Raw genomic sequence first — 21,339 nt, forward strand, 5'->3', positions numbered from 1 at the left:
GTGGGAGTCAGGTTCATGGCGTACACGATGGTGGCTGAGCGGGAGCAGCAGACGATCCGCAAGCAGCGCGAAAGCGCCCTCATCGTTCTCGCCAACGCACAGGTGATGGAGGCCGAAGGCTGGCAGGTCGTCATCACCGACGAGGACGGCAACAGCCTGCCGCTCGCCGAGTTCGAAGCCGGCCTGTCGCAGAAATTTTCGTCCTGGTACAAGGCCAAGCAGCGGCCGGTGGTGCCGACCACGATCCCCGCCCCCAACCTGTTCGCGACGCCGGCCAATGACGACGCCGAGCCGGAGGCCGTCGTGGCCGCCGCACTCGCCGCCGAGCAGGTCGAGACGGCCGAGGTCGAGACGGCAGAAGTCCAGGAGGCTGCGGTCCAGGAGATCGCCGAGGACGATTTCGAAACGGCCGAGACCGCCAACGCTCCGGCGGCCGAGAAGGCCGAGCGCGAGGAGATCGCGCTCGACGCCGCCGAGATGGCCAACTGATACGGCCGCCGCGCCGCAGCATCGGCGGGCTTCAGTCGCCGCCGTCGTCGAACCGCTCCAGCGGCAGCTCGATCTGGGCCTTGGCCCTGCCGATCCACTCCCGCGCAATGGCGTTGGACGGCCCCACGCGTGCATCGCGGCATGCACGCGAAGACCATCCCCGGTCGCTTCGCGTGGCGCGCATCGAGCGTGCTTCAGCCTGCCTTCGCTTCCTCGCGCGATCAGCGTGCGCCGGGCAACTAACAAACATGTTCACGCCGCGGCTCTCGGCCGAACAACGATCATCGGAACGACGCGAACGCCTGCCCGCCGGGCAAATCAAGGCGCATGTCCATCTGGTGGCGTCACCTCCGGGGCTTGAATCGGCAACAACGGCGGTGCGCGCGGAAACGATTTTCCGCAGGCCCATCAAGCTGATTTGGCCTGTCCAGTCCCTTCGTCGAAAATATTCTGCTTTTCCTAAATCGAATTCAGTGCTTTTGTCGCGCCATCTCCCGCTCGCAGGAGGGGCGGTTCGCGGTCGTCACGGACGTGGAGCGGGAGGAGCGGTGAACGCGATGGCAGCGCAGCGCATCTTTGCGCCGACGAACGCTGGTGTCGCGTACGGTCAAGTCGCGTGGTCCTGGCATCCCGACGCTGATGCCCCCGCGGTGGCGCGCCCAAAGCGCGTCATCGTGCACGGTGACCAGAACGCCCGGCGCACCGGGGAGCGCGCGAAGCAGCCGTTAAGATCATCGCGCGGGGAATGCCGGTTGCCCGGCTGAACCTGTGGTGACTGCCGCCTGCTTTTTTCTGCAGGCGGGCCATGGGTTGCGGCCAGCATCCCGGCATTCCCCGCGCCCTCTTTTTATGGAGAGGGCAAGACGGACGGATCCCTCGGGCGCGGAGCGTCGCGAGAGCGCGAGCGCATGCGTGAACATCTCGAAGTCTGCGAAAAGGTGAGGTCATGAGCGGAGCAGCGCTTCCACAGACTCACCGTCATTCCTGGGCGCGCGCAGCGCGAGCCTGGAATCCATACTCACAGGCAGGAATGATTGAGCGAGATGGAGCGGCCAACATGCCTCACACGGCCGCTCGTGGTTATGGATGCCGGGCTCGCGCTGCACGCGCCCCTGCATGACGATGAGGCGAGATGGTGCTCCTCCCACCGCTGTCATGCCCCGCCCCCGCGTCTCGCCTTCGGCGAGCCCGAGGACAGGCTCCGGCGGGGCATCCGGTGCGCCGCGGCCGCTCGCGCAATCACGACGGCCTCGGCGTGCTGGATCGCCCAGTCCCGTCTTCGCCTGTCGGCTTCGACGCGGCAACGAGCGCCAGGGCGCGCCGCAGCTCTAGCGGAGGCGGCAAGCCGGGCGATGACACCAAGTGTGAAGGGGCGGACAGTGACGCGAGCAACACGCGCGGCATGGCCCGACACGGCAGCCGTCTCGGACCAGGTTTCTCACAACAGCTTCGCGCTCACGAACAGCGTGCGCACCGCCGTGGTGGCCTGGACCGTCATGATCGCGTTGTCGGCCGCGGCCTGCAGCGCGGCCATGGCCTGGTCGTGCAGCGACTTGAACTCCATCCACTCGACGGCGTTGAGGCTGGTGAGGAACTGATGGGCCTGCCCGACCGTCGAAATCACGACCGGCTTGCCGTTCACCTTGATGTTGAAGGTGGTACGCAGACGCGTTTCCGAGTTTGCGGGATCAATCATGGGGACCTTCCGGAAGATGCGACGGGCGTCACCGCCGAGGTCGCGCCGAGGCCCAGCAACAAAACGTCACTCGGTCTTTTGCGCGGTCCGCGTCGGGGTGCCAGCCTCGAGCCCGACGACGACAACGAGTCGGTTGAACTCGCCATCATCATACGCCTTCAGGAAGCGATCGTAATTCTTGATCGAGACGCAGCCGTTCGAATCACCCTCCGGCCCCAGCATATAGGGGTGGGTCAGCAATCCGCTCCGGCCGAGGGTCGATCCCTCCACCACGTTCATGCGCAGGGCGCGCACGCCGTGAAACGGCTTTTCGCGCGGCTTCAGGTCATAGGTGGCGGGCGGGGTCGCGCCGACCATGCGCTGATTGACGTGCTCGGGGTCGTCGCGCAGGCTGCCCATGCCGGAATGGGCCTCGAGCCCGATCCCCGACGGCAGATACACCATCTTGGCCTTGATGTCGTAGACGGCGGTCTTGTCGTAGCCGAGCGCACCGAGATCGATCCCGGAGCGCACGATGCCGCTATCCGGGCCGAGCGAGGCGAACTTGGTCGGGCTCGGCAACAGGTCGGACAGCTTCTGCAGGATGGAGCGATCGTCGACGCGTCCGACGGCTTCAGGCGCACTGGCCGAAACCAGACTGGTCGGCAGGTTGGCAACGGACGGCCGCGGTCGCGGCAGCGGCACGCCCGGTGCGGGCATCGTGACGGTATTGCCCTCCGTCAACATCGGCCGCCAATCGCTGTTGCTGGGGTCGCGTGCGCCCGAATCGCGCGCTTCCATGCCCTTCACCAGCGCGGCCCGGGCATCGAGCAGTTGGCGGTCGATCGCGCCGCGAAGGGCGAAACGGTCGAGCGCGCGAACCGCGTCTTTTTCCGAATACGCCGTGGCCGATGCGGAGGCCGGCGCGAAACGTGTTTCGAAGGTCATGGACGGCGCGGCGGCCGGAATCGCCGCGCTCGCAAGGGGCGTCTCATCGCTGTTGGCTCCGACCCATGCGGCCGCGCCCGCTGCGACCGCAAGTGCTGCAAGCACGAGTGCGATCGCTTCGGAGCGCCCGAAGCGGCCTTGCGACAACAGAACGTCTACGCTTGCTTCACTGGAAGCCATCACGTCCCCGATATACCCCCCTTTTCGGACCACCCGGGAAAGGTGCCCGACCCCAAGGGGTACGATTCGACCCGTCATGACATAGGATGGCAAGAGTGCGGCATAATCTAGACAAACGCCAGCCCGGAGTGATGGGGAATGGACCGGGATCCAAGCCTCGCAGGGCCGCGCCGCGACCGTCCCAGAAAGCCGATTACATCGATGAATCAGCCGGTTGGAGGAATGGATGAACGCCGAATGGGATGATCTCGGCCGATTTGCCGACGCACAAAGTTCGATTTATTCACGGGTGACCGCCGAACTTGCGGCCGGCGCCAAGCAAAGCCACTGGATGTGGTTCATCTTTCCCCAGGTCGAGGGGCTCGGCAGCTCCGCCATGGCGCAGCGCTACGCGATCCGCTCCCGCGCCGAGGCCGAGGCCTATCTGGCGCATCCCCTGCTCGGCCCGCGACTCGTCGAATGCACCCGACTGGTGCTCGCGGTGCAAGGCAAGTCACTGCGCGACATTCTGGGTGTGCCGGACGATGCCAAATTCCGCTCATGCATGACGCTGTTCGATTCGATCAGCCCGAATGGGATCTTCGCGCAGGCGCTCGATCGCTATTGCGACGGGGTGCGGGATCGCCAGACGTTGGCGTTTCTGCAGCGCGGCATGGGATGACCACTCGCTGCAAAGCGCGTCTCGTCCGCGTCATCGGTAGCATGCTGATGAGTTCGCCGGCCGACCCGGCCGGATTTCGGGTGATAGGCCGAACAGGAAACTTGATCACGCCAAGATTTGCGGCTCCCATCCGCCGCATTGTTTGTCCCAAGGAGACACACTCATGAAGAAGTTGTTCCTGATTGCCGCGCTCGCGACCTTCGCCGCCGGCTCCGCCTTCGCCGAGGATAGCTGCGAGACCAAGGCCGTCGGCAAGGACGGCAAGGCACTGGCCGGTGCCGCCAAGACCTCTTTCATGAAGAAGTGCATGGCCGAGACGTGTGAAACCAAGGCGGTCGGCTCCGACGGCAAGAAGCTCGCCGGCGCCGCCAAGACCAGCTTCATGAAGAAATGCGAGGCCGGCGGCTGACCGGACGCCGGGCTGGACGACATCTGGGCCCCGCCATGGGTGGGCGGGGCCGCTCGATGATCGTCGGGTTCCATCGGCAGCGGCCTGACGGACGATCGTTGACATGTTATGACGTCAAGTGATCTCCACATCGAGCTGCATAGGCGCTTCAATGTTCTCCGCTTTGCCTGCCCCGCCTCCTCATCTGCGCGAGGCGGCGTGAGTCCCTCAGAGATCGATGCGCTCCGGCAGCGGCTGCGGGAGCTCGAAAGCGAAAATGCCCGTCTTCAGGCCCTGTTCGCCGCCGATGCCGGCAAGCGCGCGCGCGCCGAGACAGCCCTGGCGGAGAGCGAGGAGCGGTACCGGACGCTGTTCAACTCGATCGATGAAGGCTTCTGCATCATCGAGTTCTTCGACGGCCCGCACGGCCCGCTGAGCGACTACGTCCATGTCGAGGCCAACCCGGCCTACGCGCTGCATGCGGGCATTCCGAACGTGGTCGGACAGAAGGTTTGGGAGATGGTGCCGGGCGAGGCCGACGGCTGGGTCGAGCTCTATGGCGGCGTGCTGCGCACCGGCGAGCCGATCCGGTTCGAGCGCGAGCTGGTCGCCACCGGACGTTATCTCGAGCTCGCGGCGTTCCGGGTGGAGCCGGCCGAACGTCGACAGGTCGCGGTGCTGTTCCAGGACATCACCGCGCGCAAGCGCGCCGAGGCTGCACTACAGGAGATCAACGACACGCTGGAGGCCCGCGTGGTCGCCGCGCTCGCCGAGCGCAAGCTGCTCGCCGACATCGTCGAAGGCACCAACGCCTTCGTGCAGGTGGTCGATGCGCAATACCGCCTGATCGCGATCAACGGCGCAGCCGTGCAGGAGTTTGGACGTGTCTTCGGCCTCCAGCCCAAGATCGGCGACGACATGCTGGAGCTGTTCAAGGATCTACCGGAGCATCGGGCGGCGGTTCGCGCGGTATGGTCCCGCGCGCTGGCTGGCGAGGAGTTCGTCGCGGTCGAGGAATTCGGCGATCCCGGCCGCGACCGCCGCTTCTACGAAATGCGCTTCTCGGTGCTGCGCGACGCCGCGGGCCGACAGATCGGCGCCTATCAGTTCGCCTATGACGTCACCGACCGGCTGCGCGAACAGACCCGGCTGCACGAGGCCGAGGAGGCGTTGCGGCAGTCGCAGAAGATGGAGGCCGTCGGACAGCTCACCGGCGGCATCGCCCATGATTTCAACAATCTGCTGACCGGCATCCTGGGCTCGCTCGAGATGCTGCAGACCCGCCTGCGCCAGGGCCGCTTTGCCGATGTGGACCGTTACGTCGCGGCCGCCCAGGGCGCCTCGAAGCGCGCCGCCGCGCTGACCCATCGCCTGCTCGCCTTCTCGCGCCGGCAGACGCTCGATCCCAAGCCGACCGATGTCAACCGGCTCGTCATGGGCATGGAGGAGCTGGTTCGCCGCACCGTCGGCCCGCAGATCGCGCTCGAGGTCGTGACGGCCGGAGGGCTCTGGCCGGCACTGATCGATTCGTCGCAGCTCGAAAGCGCACTGCTCAACCTCTGCATCAATGCCCGCGACGCGATGCCCGAGGGCGGCCGGATCACGATCGAGACCGCCAACAAATGGCTGGACGACCGCGCCGCGCGCGAGCGCGACCTGCCGCCCGGCCAATATATCTCGCTGTGCGTGACCGATACCGGCACCGGCATGACACCCGACGTGATCGAGCACGCGTTCGATCCGTTCTTCACCACCAAGCCGATCGGCCAGGGCACCGGCCTCGGCCTATCGATGGTCTACGGCTTCGTCCGGCAGTCCGGCGGACAGGTGCGGATCTATTCCGAGCTCGGTCAGGGCACCACGATGTGTCTCTATTTCCCGCGGCATTATGCCGGTGCCGTTGAGACCAGCGATCCCGTGCGCGCCGGCGCGGCGCCGTCTTCCCGCACCGGCCAGACCATCCTCGTTGTCGACGACGAGCCGACGGTGCGCATGGTGGTGATGGAGGTGCTCGACGAGTGCGGCTACGCGGTGGTCGAAGCCAAGGACGGACCGACCGGCCTTGCGGCTCTGCAATCAGACGCGCGCATCGATCTGCTGATCACCGATGTCGGTCTGCCCGGCGGCATGAACGGCCGCCAGCTGGCCGATGCGGCGCGCGCGACGCGGCCGGATCTCAAGGTGCTGTTCATCACCGGCTACGCCGAGAACGCGATCCTGAGCAGCGGCCAGCTCGCGCCGGGGATGCAGGTGCTGACCAAGCCGTTCGACGTCGAGGCGCTGGCCGCCCGCGTCGGCGAGATGGTGGAGAGCTGAATGCGTGATCGCCGCCGTCTTGCCCTCGATCAGCCGCGCAGGCCCGGCGCTTCGTGGCCGCTGCGCGCGACATACTCGGTGTAGCCGCCGCCATACTGGTGCAGGCCGTCGGGCGTCAGCTCCAGCACGCGGTTGGAGAGCGCGGCGAGGAAATGACGATCGTGCGAGACGAACAGCATGGTCCCCTCGAAGTTCGACAGGGCCGCGATCAGCATTTCCTTGGTCGCCATGTCCAGATGGTTGGTCGGCTCGTCCAGCACCAGGAAGTTCGGCGGATCGTAGAGCATCTTGGCCATCACGAGCCGTGCCTTCTCGCCCCCCGACAGCACCCGACATCTTTTCTCGACGTCGTCGCCGGAGAAGCCGAAGCAGCCCGCCAGTGCCCGCAACGAGCCTTGACCGGCTTGCGGAAACGAATGCTCGAGCGACTCGAACACCGTCTCGTCGCCGTCGAGCAGGTCCATCGCATGCTGCGCGAAGTAGCCCATCTTGACGCTGCCGCCGATCGTCACCGAGCCGTCATCGGGCTCCGCGCTACCGGCGACGAGCTTCAACAGGGTCGACTTGCCGGCGCCATTGACGCCCATCACGCACCAGCGCTCGCGGCGCCGGATCATGAAGTCCAGCCCGTCGTAGATGCGGCGGCTGCCATAGCTCTTCGACACCTTCTTCAGCGCCACCACGTCCTCGCCCGAGCGCGGCGCCGGCAGGAAGTCGAACGCGACGGTCTGGCGCCGCTTCGGCGGCTCGACCCGCTCGATCTTGTCGAGCTTCTTGACCCGGCTCTGCACCTGCGCCGCATGCGAGGCCCGCGCCTTGAACCGCTCGATGAACTTGATCTCCTTGGCGAGCATCGCCTGTTGGCGCTCATATTGCGCCTGCTGCTGCTTCTCGTTCAGCGCCCGCTGCTGCTCGTAGAAATCGTAGTCGCCGGAATAGGTCGTGAGCTGGCCGGCGTCGATCTCGATCACCTTGTTGATGATGCGGTTGATGAATTCGCGGTCGTGCGAGGTCATCAGCAGCGCGCCCTCGTAACCTTTCAGGAAATGCTCCAGCCAGATCAGGCTCTCGAGATCGAGGTGGTTGGACGGCTCGTCGAGCAGCATCACGTCGGGACGCATCAGGAGGATGCGCGCCAGAGCGACGCGCATCTTCCAGCCGCCGGACAACAGGCCGACATCCTTGTCCATCATCTCCTCGGAGAAGCCGAGGCCGGCCAGTGCCTCGCGGGCCCGGCTGTCGAGCGCATAGCCGTCCAGCTCCTCGAACCGCGCCAGCACCTCGCCATAGCGCGCGATGATGTCGTCCATCTCGTCGGCGCGGTCCGGATCGGCCATCGCGGCCTCGAGCTCCTTGAGCTCGGCGGCGACCGACGACACCGGCCCAGCCCCATCCATGACCTCAGCCACGGCACTGCGGCCGGACATCTCACCGACATCCTGGTTGAAATAGCCGATCGAGACGCCGCGATCGATCGAGACCTGCCCCTCGTCGGGCTGCTCGCGGCCCGAGATCATCCGGAACAGCGTCGTCTTGCCGGCCCCGTTCGGACCGACCAGGCCGATCTTCTCGCCACGCTGGAGGGCGGCGGAGGCTTCGATGAAGAGAATCTGGTGGCCGACTTGCTTGCTGACGTTATCGAGGCGGATCATGAGGTCTCAGGACATGGACAGGTTGCCGCCGCTCTTAGTCGATGCGCGCCGCCGGTGGAAGGCGCAATTTAGGCGCCCTCCGCCGCTCTGTCCGCCCCATCCCGGTCAGCGGCCCTGAGGCCGAAAATCCTGGTTGCCGAACGGCTTGTCGGTCGGAATGCGGATCGCGACGTAGCCGCGATCCATGGTCGCGTGGCAGGCGTTGCATCCCGACGTCAGCTCGGTCACGGCGGAGGCGAAGCGCTTGCCATCCTTGGCGGCGATGGCGTCCGAGATCGACTGAATCGGCTGGCCCAGCGTGGTGACGTTGTCCACCGGCAGTCCCGAATAGAACACCGCGGCGTCGGTCAGGCTCTGCCTCAGTTGCGCGAGCTCATAGGACGCGAGATCCCAGTTCTTGGCCTGTCCCGCGAACCACAGTTTCGCATGCCTGACTTGGATCAGATTCATGATGTCGCCGAGCCGCGGCAGATATTGTTCTGCATTGGACTGCGACTGTGCCGCCGCCAGGGAGATGGCCGAACAGGCGATCAGAACGCCTGAAACCCACTTGCGATAATTCATTCGACGCCCCGCTTCCATAAACCGCTTCCAGAAAGACATACCGCTGCGATCGGAGACGGACTTGCGATTGATCAAGGCGGCGCCTCCCCGATCACGCCAGCCCGCCAAACGAATGATCCGCCGAAGCGGCTGCTCCGGCGGATCATCATGTCAGCCCCGGCCCCGGGGTAATGTGTTCAGCGTCTTAGGCTGCGGCTTTCGCGCCGGTCGGAACCATCGCGATCGTCTTCAGGACCTGAGACGCGATCTGGTAGGGGTCGCCCTGGGAGTTCGGACGGCGGTCTTCCAGATAGCCCTTATAGGCGTTGTTCACGAAGGAATGCGGCACGCGGATCGAGGCGCCACGGTCGGCCACACCCCAGCTGAAGGTGTCGATCGAAGCGGTCTCGTGCTTGCCGGTCAGGCGCATGTGGTTGTCCGGACCATACACGGCGATGTGGTCGGCGCGCGCCTCCTTGAAGGCGTCCATCAGCTTCTCGAAGTACTCCTTGCCGCCGACCTCGCGCATATACTTGGTCGAGAAGTTGCAGTGCATGCCCGAACCGTTCCAATCGGTGTCGCCGAGCGGCTTGCAGTGGAACTCGATGTCGATGCCGTACTTCTCGGTCAGGCGCAGCATGAGGTAGCGGGCCATCCACATCTGGTCGGCAGCCGTGCGCGAGCCCTTGCCGAACACCTGGAATTCCCACTGGCCCTTCGCCACCTCGGCGTTGATGCCTTCGTGGTTGATGCCGGCCGCGAGGCAGAGGTCGAGATGCTCTTCGACGATCTTGCGGGCGACGTCGCCGACGTTCTTGAAGCCGACGCCGGTGTAATACGGACCCTGCGGAGCCGGATAGCCGTATTCCGGGAAGCCGAGCGGACGGCCGTCCTTGTAGAAGAAGTACTCCTGCTCGAAACCGAACCACGCGTCCGGATCGTCCAGGATGGTGGCGCGGGCGTTCGACGGATGCGGGGTCTTGCCGTCCGGCATCATCACTTCGCACATCACCAGCACACCATTGGTGCGGGCGGCGTCGGGATACACGGCGACCGGCTTCAACACGCAGTCGGAGCTATGGCCTTCGGCCTGCATCGTCGACGAGCCGTCGAAGCCCCAAAGGGGCAGCTGTTCCAGGGTCGGAAACGAGGAAAATTCCTTGATCTGTGTCTTGCCGCGCAAATTCGGCACCGGCTTGTAGCCGTCGAGCCAGATGTACTCGAGCTTGTACTTCGTCATTGAGCCTCTCTGTCTTATCGAAAGGTGGGAGCCCAGCAATCGAAGGCTCCCCGCTTACCCGGCCACGATCGGCCAGCGCACTCTTAAGCATGGAACGTGCCAAGTCCCGCGACGTCCCGTCGCATGGACGAAGGCCAATCAGGGCGGAGCTGGCGCTGGTTTTTGCACGTCAGGGGTGCGGCAAAGCAGCGCGACCGGGATTGCACGGAACGCATGGCGGAAATCAGAAGCTGGTCAAAACCCGCTTGATTCCGTGGCATTTGCGGCGATGCGCAAAAACGTCCGAACAAGCTCTCAGCAAGTCCGGGACATTTTTGAAAAGACCTGAGCCTCTTTCCGCAACCTTTGGTCCAGCCCAAGTGTTGGTCAGCTGCACGTTGCTGCGGAGGAAGCAAAGACAGAAATGCCCGCAAAACGCGCAACATGTGATTTGATTTTGGTCACGTTGCATTCCCTCCGGGCAGAGCCGATATCGAGACCGCTAACCACAAGAGAACGAGTCGGGCGCAGCATGACGTGTGGCCCGATGGAAGGAGACTGAGGAATGGACACTAACGTGCACGAGGGGTCCGCAAGGATCTATCAATTTCCGCGCGGAGGGCGGGCAGGTCTTGCGCCTCGCCAATCCGCGGCATCGCCGGCGCGGCCGATCGCGCCCTCGATCCAGCCGACGATCTACAGCGGCAGCTGGTATCACGACGAGGCGATCCAGGAAGCCAAGCCGGCGTGGGACCGCTGATGTCCGACTGTACCGTGCCGCTCACGCGCCTTTGCTGAAGGGTCGGACCGACAAGGTTCCGGCCCTTTTTCTTGCCCGCTGTCAACCATGTCTACTGCTGGCGGTCACCGACGGGCTCGACGTGGCGGGTGCATACGTTCCGCCGTCCTGAGCCGCTTCATGCTCTCCCCTGCCTTGCCGTCGCGCAGGCGAAACGATGCTTCACATCAAGCCCGCATTCCCTAGAATGCGTTCATGCCCGCCCATCCGCTCCGCCATCTCGGACTTCACGGTGCCAGCAACTTCAGAGATCTCGGCGGATATCCCAGCAGGGATGGCCGGCACGTGCGATGGCGGCAGCTGTTTCGGTCGAACCATCTCGGTCAGTTGACGGAGCCCGACCTCGCGGTCCTGCGGGAGCTCGGCATTCGCGCAGCGTTCGATTTCCGCGGTCGCGAGGAGCGCGCGAGCGGCCTCTGCACCATCGCCGAGATCACCGTGCATTCCGTGCCGATCGAGCCGAGCGTCGTGCCCGCGCTGCGAACCTTGGCGGCGCGAGGGCGGCTCACGACCGACCATGCCTTGGAGCTGATGCGCGAATCCTACCGCAACTACATCCGCAGATATACGCCGCGCTTCCGCACGCTGTTCGAACATGTTCTCAATGGGGATGCACCGTTGGTGATCCATTGCACGGCTGGCAAGGATCGCACCGGTGTGGCCTGTGCACTGGTCCTGCACGCGCTCGACGTTCCCGGCAACGTCATCCTGGAAGACTACCTGCTCACGAACCAGCTCTATCGTCGCGAGACTGCAGCTCACGCGGATCTTCCCGCTGATGTGGTCCAGGCGATCGGGACGGTCCAGGCCTCGTTCCTCGCCGCTGCGTTCGACGCCATGCGTGATGATTTCGGCGACGTCGACGCCTACCTGCGCGACGGTCTCGGCATCGACGGCGCAGCACGAAAGACGTTACAGGCGCGCTATCTCACGCTGTGAGCCAGGGCGGCGCGAATACGCTTGAGCCCGATCAGGCCGCTTCGATATCGGCTGTCTCGGCGGCTTCCATCGCGTCGAGATCGGCAATCACCTCCTCGAATGCGGAAATCGCCTGTTGAACCGCCGCGATCTGCATCAATTCCCAGCCCGTCACCGGACCTGCACGGTTCTGCAAGGCGACCACCAGATCCCGCCGCTGCTCCTTCAGTTGCACCAGCGGCAAACCGTGGTCCGGCAGATGTCTCATCATGTCAAAGCTCCAACGCCCCTCAAGCGGCATAGCGACAGGCTAGCGGGCGGCGCTGGCAATCCACTTACGAAAGTCCGGCTAATTTTATCGATCAGGCCAGCGCGGCAGGCGCCGTCATGATGGCGCTGGCCAAAACGTCGCTGATCTTCGCGGTGGCGGCCTCGCTCACATGCAAGCGGTCACCGTGCCCGTCGTCGAGCGCCGACAACGGAATCTGGCCAGCCTCATGCCAGCTCTTCATCAAATTCCAGCGCCTGAAGAGATTGACGTTGGCCGCAGACGTGACCTTCTCGATCCGTCGCTGAATGTCCTCGGCACGCGCCAGCCTGTTCGGCACCGTCACGATCGCCGCCGTATATTGCAGGTCCATCACGATGGCGTCGATGGCCAGCCCCGCCAGCCATCGAAGGCCGACGCGCAGCGCCGCCTCGACCTCATCGGGACTATAGACCTCAGGCCTGTAGGCGGCGTTGGTGCCGACCTGCCAGATGACCAGCGAGGGCTGCTCCGCAATCACGTCGCATTCGAAGCGCGAGAGCTCCTCCGGGGATTCCTGTCCGCCCACACCCCGATTGAGGACGTCGATCAGGCAGCCGAAATTGGTCTTGCGCAGCGCCTGCTCGATCCGGGCCGGGAAAGCGACAATTCCGTTGGTGCCGGCGGTGGAAGATGAGCCAAGCGCCACGATCCGGGTCTTGCGCTGCGCATCCAGACTCTGCCTGAACTGTCTGATCGGACGGACAAAACCGGTGGCGACGTCGGGAAATTCGAGAGAGTCTGTCGCCGTCATGGTCACCTCTGACGAACCACGCTTTCTGATTGCAATTGCATGCCCCGGCCGTCCGGCCATTGCAACTCATCGGCAGGGCCATAGTATAACAAGCGGCGCTGTGGGGCGCGTCAACGGAGACCAGGGACGGAATGAACGGAGCAGTGATTGTCATTACGGGTGCGCAAGGGGCGCTCGGACGCAGCGTGGCCGATCTCGCGCTCGCACGGGGCGCGCATGTGGCCGGGATCGATCATGCCCAGGCCGAGATCCCGGCGAGTGACGACCGCATTGAGCTCGGAGGCGTCGACCTCTCCGACCCCGGGCAGGCAAAGGTCGCGATCGACTCCGTCGCCGCCCACTTCGGCACTCTGGATGCGCTGATCAACATCGCCGGCGCGTTCGCGTTCGAGACCACGGCCGACGGCAACGATTCCGTCTGGGAGACGATGCATGCAAGAAACCTGATGACCGCGCTGCACGCCTCGCGCGCGGCGATCCCGCATCTCGTCCGCTCCAGCACGGGCCGCATCGTCAACATCGGCGCCATGGGCGCGCTCCAGGCCGGTGCCGGCATGGGCCCCTATGCTGCGTCCAAATCGGGCGTGCATCGCCTGACGGAAGCGCTCGCGGCAGAATGGAAGGGCAAGATCACCGTCAACGCCGTTTTGCCGTCGACGATCGATACGCCGGCCAACCGCGCCAGCATGCCCAAGGCCGATTTCGACAAATGGGTGACGCCGCAGGAACTCGCGGAGGTCATTCTGTTTCTCGCCAGCGACGCCGCGAGCGGCGTGACCGGCGCACTGATACCGGTTGTCGGCCGGGTGTAGCGAAGCCAGCCGGTCACCCCGACTTGGCGCTGACATCACCGGAGTGGGCGGGCTAGACTCGCGCGCGCTCTGAGTCGCACACATCGGGCAGTCCCTTGGAAACCGCGCTCTACCTTCCCGTCAAACGCTTCCTCGAAAACCTTGGCTTCTCGGTCAAGGGGGAAATCGGCGGTTGCGACGTGGTGGCGCTCAAGGGCGACGACCCGCCGGTGGTCGTCGTCTGCGAGCTGAAGCAGGTCTTCAACCTTGAACTGCTGCTGCAGGCGGTCGATCGGGCTGGGGCCTGCGATGAGGTCTGGGTCGCAGCAAATCTGTCAGCACGTGGCAAGGGTCGTGAAAGCGACTCCCGCTACCGCAATCTGTGCCGCCGGCTCGGCTTCGGCATGCTGGCCGTGACCTCAGCCGGAGACATCGAAGTGCTGGTGCGGCCGCCTACCACCGCGCCGCGCAAGAACCCCAAGAAGCGTTCGCGTCTCGTGATCGAGCATCAGCGGCGCAAGGGCGACCCCGTCGCTGGCGGCTCGACCCGGGCTCCCATCATGACGGCCTATCGGCAGCAGGCGCTGGCCTGCGCCTCGGCGCTCTCGGGCGGGCCGAAGCGCGTCCGCGACCTCCGCGCGGAGATTCCGGATGCGCCGAAGATTCTGCAGCGTAACGTCTACGGCTGGTTCGACCGCGCCGAGCGCGGTGTCTATGTCCTCACAAAAGCCGGCCTCGCGGCCTTGCGCCGCTGGCCCCAGGATATCCACATGACGCAGGTACCGTTGCCCAATCGCGACATGGTGAACGCATAGCTGGGCTGCCCCGCGGAATATATATTGCAATGCAACAAACCTGCTTCTAGGTATCCCGGACGATTCACGAGGCCCCCATGAGCGAAGATTGGAACACCAAGTACGGTCCGCGTCGCGTCAGGCGTGATCCCCCGACTCTGGAGGAAGCGATCTTCGCCGCGTCAGGCATTACCGACGACGTGCAGGCCCAGGCCGAGATCGCGTCGGCGCTGATGGGTCTGCCGCTCGAGCAGGTGCTGCCCGAGGTGAAGAAGGCAGTCCGCGTTGCCGCGCGCACCAACACGCGCGTCATCACGGCCGACCAGGGCACGCAGCAGCGTGCCGTCGTGGTCGAGCGCCGCACCGTGCGCCGCTTCAATTTCGACAAGCGCACCGGCACCTGAACGCCTTCCGGGGCGCATCGGCCAATGCAATCAAACGAAAAGGCGCGGCAGCGGTGATCGCTGTCGCGCCTTTGTCGTTGCAGCAACGGCTCGGATCAGGCCGCGCGCTTGTCGCCGTACATCCGGGTCACGAGCTTCCAGCAGGCCCGGTTGAGGGTGAAGAACGCACGCGCGGCCGCGATCGGCGCATCGATCACGAGCTTCGCGAGCTCATCCTGGGGCTGCTCGCTCAGATCGATCGTGCCGGTCGATTCGCCGTGACGGAACGCCAGATGCGCGCCGAACTTGGCCGCGAGCGCCCGCATCGCATGGTTCTGCGATCCGGTCGTGACGCGAAGCTTGCGATAGCCCTTCCACCGCGCTTCCGAGATCACGCGCTGGAACAGCAGGCTGCCGACGCCGCGGCGGCGCACGCAAGCCTCCACGCTGAACGCAATCTCCGGAAGCCCGTCCTCGGACTGCTCCGGCGGATGCAACTCGGCGGCGCCGCGCACCATGCCGTTTTCCATGTAGGCGACGACGATCGTGCCATCGGCCGCACAGCGGGCGGCATAGCGTTCGATGAAACTGTCATCGAGGAAGCCGTTGAATCGATCGTGCCGGCTGTCCGCATCGAGCCGCAACAGATGATCGCGCAGCAACGGCAGTTCTTCGTGCTGGCTGAGCGTCCGCACATAGCCGAAGCCCGGCCGGGGACGAAAAGTATCTACCTGTGACACTGCCTGAGACTCCTCTCGAGAGCCCTCGCACACAGACGTCTTTCCCTAGACAGAAGCTATATTGTGCATCGCAACATTCATTGCAAGCCCCGCGCTCTACGGAGAGAACATGCGGCCATGCAAGGATCGCGTGCGTTAACAATTCGTTTGTGTACGAATCATCACAGCACGAGCTGAGTCTGGGTCACGATCGCGACCAGGCGCCCGTCCTCGGTCTCCACCCGCGTCTGCCATACCTGAGTGCGGCGGCCGCGGTGCACGGGCGTGGCGGTTGCGGTCACCACGGTCCCCTCCTTGGCGCCGCCGATGAAGTTGGTCTTGCTCTCGATGGTTGTGGTGCCCTTGGCATCCTGCGGCAGGTTGATCACGGTCGCAGCCGCGCCGACGGAATCAGCGAGCGCCATCACGGCGCCGCCGTGGATGGTGTGATGCAGGGTGCACAGATCCGGCCGCACCAGCATCTGCGCCACGACGCGATCGGCGCTGGCCTCGGTGAAGGTGACGCCCTTCAAGTCCGCGAACGGCATCTTCATCGCATTGATCTTGTCCAGCGGCGTCATACCGTTCCGATCCTTGCGCACGGACGACACGTCTCCCCGTGCCTTCACCGCACCCTGGATGCGCCAAGCCCAGACCGCGCGGCAATGACCTCCGAGGTCATTGCCGCGACGGCCTTGCGCTCACGCCTTCTCGACTCCACACCACTCGGCGATGAACAAGGCCATGGTCTTGGTCGCCTGGCGCAGCGAGTCGAGATCGACATATTCGTTGAAGCCGTGCATGGCGGCGCCGGTCGCGCCGAAGCAGAGGCTGGGGATGTTGTAGTTGAGCCCGTAGAAGCGGGTATCCGTGAGCGCCGTGAAGACGAGGTCCTGCACCTCCCCGCCGTAGACGGCGGTGAAGGCCTTGCCGAACGCCGCCTCCGGCTCAGCCGAATTGGTCAACTCGTATCCTTCGGACAGGAATCCGGACCACTCGACCACCGGCGGATTGTTGGAGAGGAAGCGGTGATCGCGCGAAGCCGCGGCGACGCAGGCGAGAATCTCGTTCTGGCAGTCCTTGACCGACCAGCCCGGCAGGATGGCGATGCGGCAATCGACGTCGCACCAGGCCGGCACGCTCGAGGCCCAGTCGCCGCCTTTGATGATGCCTGGATTGAAGTTGATCGGATGCGTGAGCGTCTTGAAATGATGGTCGCCCTTGGCGCGCTCGTTCCAGTCCGCTTCGAGCTTCTCCAGCGCATGGATCAGATGATAGCTCGCCTGGATCGCATTGGCGCCGACGCCGGCTTCGAACACATGCGCGGGAAAGCCGCGCACCTTGAGGCGGAACCAGATCACGCCAACCTGAGAGCGCACCATCTTGCCGCTGGTCGGCTCGGGGATGAAGCAGGCATCCGCGCGGTAGCCGCGCTGCAAGGTCGACAGTGCGCCGACGCCGGTGCTCTCCTCCTCGATCACGGACTGGACATGAATGCGCGCCGTCGGCTTGAAGCCGGCCGCCTTGATGGCATCGAGCGCATAGAGTGCGCCGATCGTCCCGGACTTCATGTCGCAGGCGCCGCGGCCATACATTCGTCCGTCGCGGATCACCGGCGAGAACGGCGGCGTCTCCCACATCTCGAGCGGGCCGGCGGGTACCACGTCGCAATGCCCCTGCAAGATCAGCGATCGCCCGGCCGACGTGGCCGGCCGGTAGGTTCCAACCACGCTGCGCGCCTTCGAGAAGTCGTGCTCGATCGGGCCGTAGCCGCGCATGTCCTTTAGATCGTCGAGATCGATGTGCCAGTCGTCGACCTCGTAGCCGCGCACACGCAGGAGATCGCCGAACATGTCCTGGCACGGCCCTTCGGCGCCGCGGGTCGAGGGGATGGCGACGAAGTCGCTCGTGGTCGCAAGCTGCCGGTCGAAATGGGCATCGACGGCGTCGACGATGCGCTGCGTAGTGTCCTGGGTGATCATGCCTGTCGCGGTTCCAATTGCCGATGACCGCACCAAATCACAATCTGATGCATAGTTGCACCGGATTCGCCGCTGCTTTCAGAATCGCAAGGCCGCTCGTACATTCGCGCATACGAACGACGGTAACATACTTTGGATTTTGGCATGTCGGACCACCGCAATATCCTCTATTTCCTCCTCGGCATTCTCAGCGCGGCGATCATCGTGCTCGGCTACAATTTATATCAGGCCAAGAAGCAGCCCGAGGGTGTCCAGATCAATCTCGGGCCCAAAGGCCTGAAGATCGAAGGGAAGTGATGCGTTCTCAAATCTTCGCGTTCGCGGACGTCGCAGCCTGCCCTCTCGGCGTCCTCGGTATCTTGCTCTTGGTTGCCGCACCCGCGCAGGCGCAATATGTCGGGCGCGAGCAGGACATCACGGATCTCCGGCTCGGCCAGCGGGTGCTGGTCGATGACGGCACCTGCCCCGCCGGCCAGGTGAAGGAGGTCTTGGGCTCCAAGATGGCCGAAACCGGTATTGTCCGCACCACGAAATGCGTGCCGCGGTTCGGGCCGAAAAGGAAGTAGCTGATCTCGTTCGATTGGGCCGTCATACGTAGCCGGCCTCCGGCACGTGACCTTCCGCACAGTCCTGAATCTGTGCATCGACGATGCTCCTGCCCCACGGACAATCTCGGGGACGCAGCATGTCGATGTCAGCGGTGCAGGATCACGGCTTCTTCGAAGCGGCCGACCGGCCGCAGCCGGTCAAGGCCGATTTCAGCCGCTACGCCCTGCTCGGCTATCTGTCGATTGCGCTGGTGTTCGGCGGCTTCGGCGTGTGGGCGGCCTATGCGCCGCTCGACCGTGCGGCGATCGCACCGGGCACCGTGTCCGTCTCCGGCGATCACAAGGTGGTTCAGCACCGTGAGGGCGGAATCATCAGGGAGATTCTGGCCAAGGAAACTCACGCCGTGCATCGCGGCGACCTGCTGTTTCGGCTGCAGCCGACGGAGGCCCAGGCCAACACCGACCTCCTGCGCAAGCAGATGGACGCGGCGCTGGCCGAGGAGGCGCGCCTGCTCGCCGAGCGCGGCAATGCGCGGATGGTCACATTTCCCGACGCGCTGCTCAACCGCCAGAACGTGCCGGAGGCGGCGCTTGCCATCGCCGACCAGCAGCGGTTGTTCGTCGAGCGTCGCAATGGCCTGATCAGCCAGATCAACATCCTCAACTCGCAGATCGCCCAGCAGCAGCAGGAGCTCGCCGGCCGCGACCGCCAGCGCGCAGCGCTCTCCGCGCAGCTCGCGAGCTTCGAGACGCAGATGAACAATGTGCGCCCGGCCGTCGCCGCAGGCTATTATCCGCGCAACAAGTTCCTTGAGCTGGAACGCGAGCGCGCCCGCGTCGAAGGCGACCTCGGCCAGGCGCAGGCCGACGTCGCGCGGCTGACGCAGACGGCGGCACAGACGCGCCTGCAGATCGATCAGACGCTGCAGAAATATCTGACCGAGGTCGGCCAGCAGCTCGACGGCACCCGGGCCAAGCTGTCGGACCTGCGCGAGAAGCTGGTCATCGCCGAGGACGTGCTGCGCCGGGTCGACATCCGCGCCGAGCGCGACGGCATCGTCATGAACATGAAAGTCCACACCGTCGGCGCCGTCGTGAAGCCCGGCGATACGCTCGCCGAGATCGTTCCGGTCGGCGAAGGCGTCGACGTGATGGCGCACGTCTCGCCGCGCGACATCGAGAGCGTCGCGATCGGCCAGAGGGCCGAGGTGCGCTTCTCCAATTTCTCCTCGCGCACCACGCCGACGATCTTCGGCAAGGTCACGAGCGTCTCGGCGGACGCGATGTCCGACGAGGCGAGCAAACAGAGCTACTATTCGGCGCGCGTGGTGATCGACTATTCGACCATCCCGCCCGAGATCGCCGAGAAAATCCTGCCGGGCATGCAGGCCGACGTCATCATCTCCACGGGAGAGCGCACCGTGCTCGAATATCTGGTCGGCCCGCTGCTCAACACGCTCGCCAAGACGTTCCGTGAGAAATGAGCCGAGAGCACCTATACCGACCGCGCCGGTGGCGTGCCCGCAACGACTGCAAGGTCGCGGGCACGCCGCACGCCGATGGCGTCCAGTTCGCGACCCTGTTCGGGATCGGCAAGCCTCTCACGCATCGCTCCATCCAGATCAACAAGGCCGGCAGCTGTCGCCACGCCCCCGGACATTGCGAGCTGCCAGCCTCTGGTCTCCGCCAATTCAGCCAGAAGCGCCGGCCACTCCGTCCCAAGTCCGAGCACAGCCACCTGCGAGGTGCGTCCAAGGGTCAGTTGCCCGACAACGATGTCGCCAAGGTGAGCACCAATCGCCAGCTCCACGGGCCGACCGATCTCCGCGGCGATCTTTTCGTTGACGCGGTCCATGACCACGTCCATGGCGCCGATCGCCTGCAGCGCATCGCGGCAGCCTTGTTCTGCTCCCTGCTCCTCGCCGAAGACGGCGAGCACGCCGTCGCCGAGGAAACGATCGATGCGCCCGGACCGGGCTTCGATGGCTCCGCCAATGGCGCCGAAGATCTCGTTCATCATGAAGCCGAGGTCGGAGGGCAACCGATCGCGCGCGATGGTCGCCATCGCGCGGACCCGAACATGAACCAGACACACCGCGCGGCGCTCAGCCTGGAGGCCGTCGACGGCGGGCACCCTCTCCTCTCGTTGGCCGCCGACGAGACGCGTGATCGTCAGCGGCGCCCCAGGGCGGATCTGGCAGGCCAGGCGCACATTCACCGGTGCCGCCAATTCGGCGAGCATGGCACGCTCCGCGTGGCCGGGTGGCGCCAACGTCTCCGCTCCTTCATCGACCCGGACGCGGCAGAGACCGCAGCGGGCGCGGCCGCCGCATTCGGCCTGGAGCGACAGCCCATGACTGCCGACGATCTCCAGCAGCGTCGGACCGACCGCGGCCTGCACCGTCGCGCCGCCCGTGACGGCAACGGCAATCTTCGGCGCTGCGAGCGATGCGACGTGGCGGAACACGATGATCGTCACGCCTGCAACGAGCAGCGCGACGGCCGCGATCTGCGCCGAAACCTGCAGCAGGGCAATCCACTTGGCGTCGAGTTCGCTCGGCCAATGGGTGACCTCGCGCATCTGCTCGGCCATGCCGGGATTGCCGAGCAAGCCGGCGACGGAGCGTCCGGACACCACGAAGCCCATCAGCGCCGCCATCGGCACCGCGACGGCGAGGACAACCAGCAGCGGCGGCACGAGGCGGTACCAGCTCCGGAATTTCAGCCAATGATGCAGGCCGATGCAGCCGTGGATCCAGACCAGCAGCAGCAGCGCGGTCTGAATCCAGGCCGCCTTGGGCCACAACAACGCCAGCGCATAAAGGTAGCCGTCCTGAACGCCGAACAGCGCATGCGCGATATGGGTCTCGATGACATGCGGCAGCAACAGCAGTGGGATCGCAAATCCGGTGGCGATCTGAACAAGCTCCCACGAGGACAGCCGCCACGTGCCGCGCTGAACCGTCTTGGTGAACGCAAGCACGGCATGGGCGAGCAGCGCCGCCGCCAGCACGATCATTCCCGGCCACGATCGGGTGACGACCAATCGCCATTCCTGCACCTCGTCCATCGCCTCGAGGCTGAACAGACCAACCGCATGGTTGAGAAAATGCGTCGCAGCGAAGGCAAACAGGACGAGGCCCGACACGAGCCGGATGTTCTGGGAGGTTACGGCAGGCATGAGGTCACTGTGATTCAGGCAAGTGCGAAATCTGGGCACGGCTGATCCATCCGGTAGCGGCTGCAACCGGCCAACTCAAGCGCCGGCAGATC

General features: G+C 65.0%; 23 protein-coding genes. 12 read left to right on the forward strand and 11 right to left on the reverse strand.

Annotated elements, in window-relative coordinates; all coding sequences use genetic code 11:
• Positions 1 to 15 precede the first annotated feature (15 nt).
• Positions 16 to 489 carry a hypothetical protein gene (locus QW845_RS03405; RefSeq protein WP_315800225.1) on the forward strand — a complete coding sequence of 158 codons (474 nt, stop codon included), beginning with the start codon at positions 16 to 18 and terminating at the stop codon, positions 487 to 489.
• Between the two features lie 1,438 nt (positions 490 to 1,927).
• On the opposite strand, the gene QW845_RS03410 is transcribed toward QW845_RS03405, so the two are convergent.
• Positions 1,928 to 2,185, reverse strand: a complete 258-nt coding sequence (locus QW845_RS03410; RefSeq protein WP_315800226.1) for a hypothetical protein — start codon at positions 2,183 to 2,185, stop codon at positions 1,928 to 1,930.
• A 66-nt stretch (positions 2,186 to 2,251) separates the two neighbouring features.
• Positions 2,252 to 3,292, reverse strand: a complete 1,041-nt coding sequence (locus QW845_RS03415; RefSeq protein WP_315800442.1) for a DUF2778 domain-containing protein — start codon at positions 3,290 to 3,292, stop codon at positions 2,252 to 2,254.
• A 226-nt stretch (positions 3,293 to 3,518) separates the two neighbouring features.
• Here QW845_RS03415 and QW845_RS03420 point away from each other — a divergent pair, with 226 nt between their 5' ends.
• From QW845_RS03420 to QW845_RS03430, 3 genes are all read left to right on the forward strand, one after another.
• The gene (locus QW845_RS03420) at positions 3,519 to 3,953 is read left to right on the forward strand and encodes a DUF1810 domain-containing protein (protein ID WP_315800227.1); all 435 of its coding nucleotides are present in this window, start codon (positions 3,519 to 3,521) and stop codon (positions 3,951 to 3,953) included.
• Positions 3,954 to 4,116: 163 nt separating this feature from the next.
• Positions 4,117 to 4,362 (forward strand): hypothetical protein, encoded by a 246-nt coding sequence (locus QW845_RS03425; RefSeq protein ID WP_008961253.1) that lies wholly within the window; start codon positions 4,117 to 4,119, stop codon positions 4,360 to 4,362.
• Between the two features lie 198 nt (positions 4,363 to 4,560).
• Entirely contained in the window at positions 4,561 to 6,657 is a 2,097-nt protein-coding gene (locus tag QW845_RS03430; RefSeq protein WP_315800228.1) for a PAS domain-containing protein, read from the forward strand.
• Positions 6,658 to 6,686: 29 nt separating this feature from the next.
• On the opposite strand, the gene QW845_RS03435 is transcribed toward QW845_RS03430, so the two are convergent.
• The 3 genes from QW845_RS03435 to QW845_RS03445 form a co-directional block, all read right to left on the reverse strand.
• The gene (locus QW845_RS03435; RefSeq protein ID WP_315800229.1) at positions 6,687 to 8,309 is read right to left on the reverse strand and encodes an ABC-F family ATP-binding cassette domain-containing protein; all 1,623 of its coding nucleotides are present in this window, start codon (positions 8,307 to 8,309) and stop codon (positions 6,687 to 6,689) included.
• A gap of 105 nt (positions 8,310 to 8,414) precedes the next feature.
• Positions 8,415 to 8,873, reverse strand: coding sequence for a hypothetical protein (locus QW845_RS03440; RefSeq protein WP_315800230.1), 459 nt, complete (start codon positions 8,871 to 8,873; stop codon positions 8,415 to 8,417).
• A gap of 184 nt (positions 8,874 to 9,057) precedes the next feature.
• Positions 9,058 to 10,092, reverse strand: a complete 1,035-nt coding sequence (locus QW845_RS03445) for a glutamine synthetase beta-grasp domain-containing protein (protein ID WP_315712320.1) — start codon at positions 10,090 to 10,092, stop codon at positions 9,058 to 9,060.
• A gap of 544 nt (positions 10,093 to 10,636) precedes the next feature.
• Here QW845_RS03445 and QW845_RS03450 point away from each other — a divergent pair.
• Positions 10,637 to 10,831: a DUF2735 domain-containing protein gene (locus QW845_RS03450; RefSeq protein ID WP_315800231.1), complete on the forward strand. Its 195-nt coding sequence runs from the start codon at positions 10,637 to 10,639 to the stop codon at positions 10,829 to 10,831.
• Between the two features lie 234 nt (positions 10,832 to 11,065).
• Positions 11,066 to 11,809: a tyrosine-protein phosphatase gene (locus QW845_RS03455; RefSeq protein WP_315800232.1), complete on the forward strand. Its 744-nt coding sequence runs from the start codon at positions 11,066 to 11,068 to the stop codon at positions 11,807 to 11,809.
• A 31-nt stretch (positions 11,810 to 11,840) separates the two neighbouring features.
• Here the strand turns inward: QW845_RS03455 and QW845_RS03460 are convergent, their stop codons facing one another.
• Together QW845_RS03460 and QW845_RS03465 are read right to left on the reverse strand one after the other, a co-directional pair.
• A complete protein-coding gene (locus QW845_RS03460; protein WP_012044361.1) occupies positions 11,841 to 12,059 on the reverse strand; it encodes a hypothetical protein in 219 nt (72 codons plus the stop codon).
• A gap of 91 nt (positions 12,060 to 12,150) precedes the next feature.
• Positions 12,151 to 12,849: an SGNH/GDSL hydrolase family protein gene (locus QW845_RS03465; protein WP_315800233.1), complete on the reverse strand. Its 699-nt coding sequence runs from the start codon at positions 12,847 to 12,849 to the stop codon at positions 12,151 to 12,153.
• Positions 12,850 to 12,980: 131 nt separating this feature from the next.
• On the opposite strand from QW845_RS03465, the gene QW845_RS03470 reads away from it, so the two are divergent.
• The 3 genes from QW845_RS03470 (at position 12,981) to QW845_RS03480 (ending at position 14,838) form a co-directional block, all read left to right on the forward strand.
• Positions 12,981 to 13,661 carry an SDR family oxidoreductase gene (locus tag QW845_RS03470; RefSeq protein ID WP_315800234.1) on the forward strand — a complete coding sequence of 227 codons (681 nt, stop codon included), beginning with the start codon at positions 12,981 to 12,983 and terminating at the stop codon, positions 13,659 to 13,661.
• 95 nt (positions 13,662 to 13,756) lie between these two features.
• Complete coding sequence (locus QW845_RS03475) at positions 13,757 to 14,455, forward strand: DUF2161 domain-containing phosphodiesterase (RefSeq protein ID WP_315800235.1); 699 nt, start codon at positions 13,757 to 13,759, stop codon at positions 14,453 to 14,455.
• Between the two features lie 77 nt (positions 14,456 to 14,532).
• Positions 14,533 to 14,838, forward strand: a complete 306-nt coding sequence (locus QW845_RS03480) for a hypothetical protein (protein WP_172109527.1) — start codon at positions 14,533 to 14,535, stop codon at positions 14,836 to 14,838.
• Positions 14,839 to 14,933: 95 nt separating this feature from the next.
• On the opposite strand, the gene QW845_RS03485 is transcribed toward QW845_RS03480, so the two are convergent.
• The 3 genes from QW845_RS03485 to QW845_RS03495 all read right to left on the reverse strand — a co-directional run bounded on the left by QW845_RS03485 (position 14,934) and on the right by QW845_RS03495 (position 17,518).
• Positions 14,934 to 15,590 carry an N-acetyltransferase family protein gene (locus QW845_RS03485; RefSeq protein ID WP_409997864.1) on the reverse strand — a complete coding sequence of 219 codons (657 nt, stop codon included), beginning with the start codon at positions 15,588 to 15,590 and terminating at the stop codon, positions 14,934 to 14,936.
• A 128-nt stretch (positions 15,591 to 15,718) separates the two neighbouring features.
• Positions 15,719 to 16,117: a PaaI family thioesterase gene (locus QW845_RS03490; RefSeq protein WP_315800237.1), complete on the reverse strand. Its 399-nt coding sequence runs from the start codon at positions 16,115 to 16,117 to the stop codon at positions 15,719 to 15,721.
• Between the two features lie 120 nt (positions 16,118 to 16,237).
• Positions 16,238 to 17,518 (reverse strand): ArgE/DapE family deacylase, encoded by a 1,281-nt coding sequence (locus QW845_RS03495; protein ID WP_315800238.1) that lies wholly within the window; start codon positions 17,516 to 17,518, stop codon positions 16,238 to 16,240.
• 144 nt (positions 17,519 to 17,662) lie between these two features.
• On the opposite strand from QW845_RS03495, the gene QW845_RS03500 reads away from it, so the two are divergent.
• The 3 genes from QW845_RS03500 to QW845_RS03510 all read left to right on the forward strand — a co-directional run bounded on the left by QW845_RS03500 (position 17,663) and on the right by QW845_RS03510 (position 19,550).
• Positions 17,663 to 17,815, forward strand: a complete 153-nt coding sequence (locus QW845_RS03500; protein ID WP_315800239.1) for a hypothetical protein — start codon at positions 17,663 to 17,665, stop codon at positions 17,813 to 17,815.
• On the forward strand, positions 17,815 to 18,084 hold the full coding sequence (locus QW845_RS03505) for a DUF6719 family protein (protein WP_315800240.1): 270 nt from the start codon (positions 17,815 to 17,817) through the stop codon (positions 18,082 to 18,084). Before QW845_RS03500 ends, QW845_RS03505 begins: the two co-directional genes overlap by 1 nt.
• Before the next feature lie 119 nt (positions 18,085 to 18,203).
• Positions 18,204 to 19,550, forward strand: coding sequence for an HlyD family type I secretion periplasmic adaptor subunit (locus QW845_RS03510; protein ID WP_315800241.1), 1,347 nt, complete (start codon positions 18,204 to 18,206; stop codon positions 19,548 to 19,550).
• Between the two features lie 11 nt (positions 19,551 to 19,561).
• Here the strand turns inward: QW845_RS03510 and QW845_RS03515 are convergent, their stop codons facing one another.
• Positions 19,562 to 21,247: an adenylate/guanylate cyclase domain-containing protein gene (locus tag QW845_RS03515; protein ID WP_315800242.1), complete on the reverse strand. Its 1,686-nt coding sequence runs from the start codon at positions 21,245 to 21,247 to the stop codon at positions 19,562 to 19,564.
• Between the last annotated feature and the right edge of the window lie 92 nt (positions 21,248 to 21,339).

The sequence above is a fragment of the Bradyrhizobium sp. SZCCHNS3002 genome, assembly GCF_032377435.1.
Classification (GTDB): domain Bacteria; phylum Pseudomonadota; class Alphaproteobacteria; order Rhizobiales; family Xanthobacteraceae; genus Bradyrhizobium.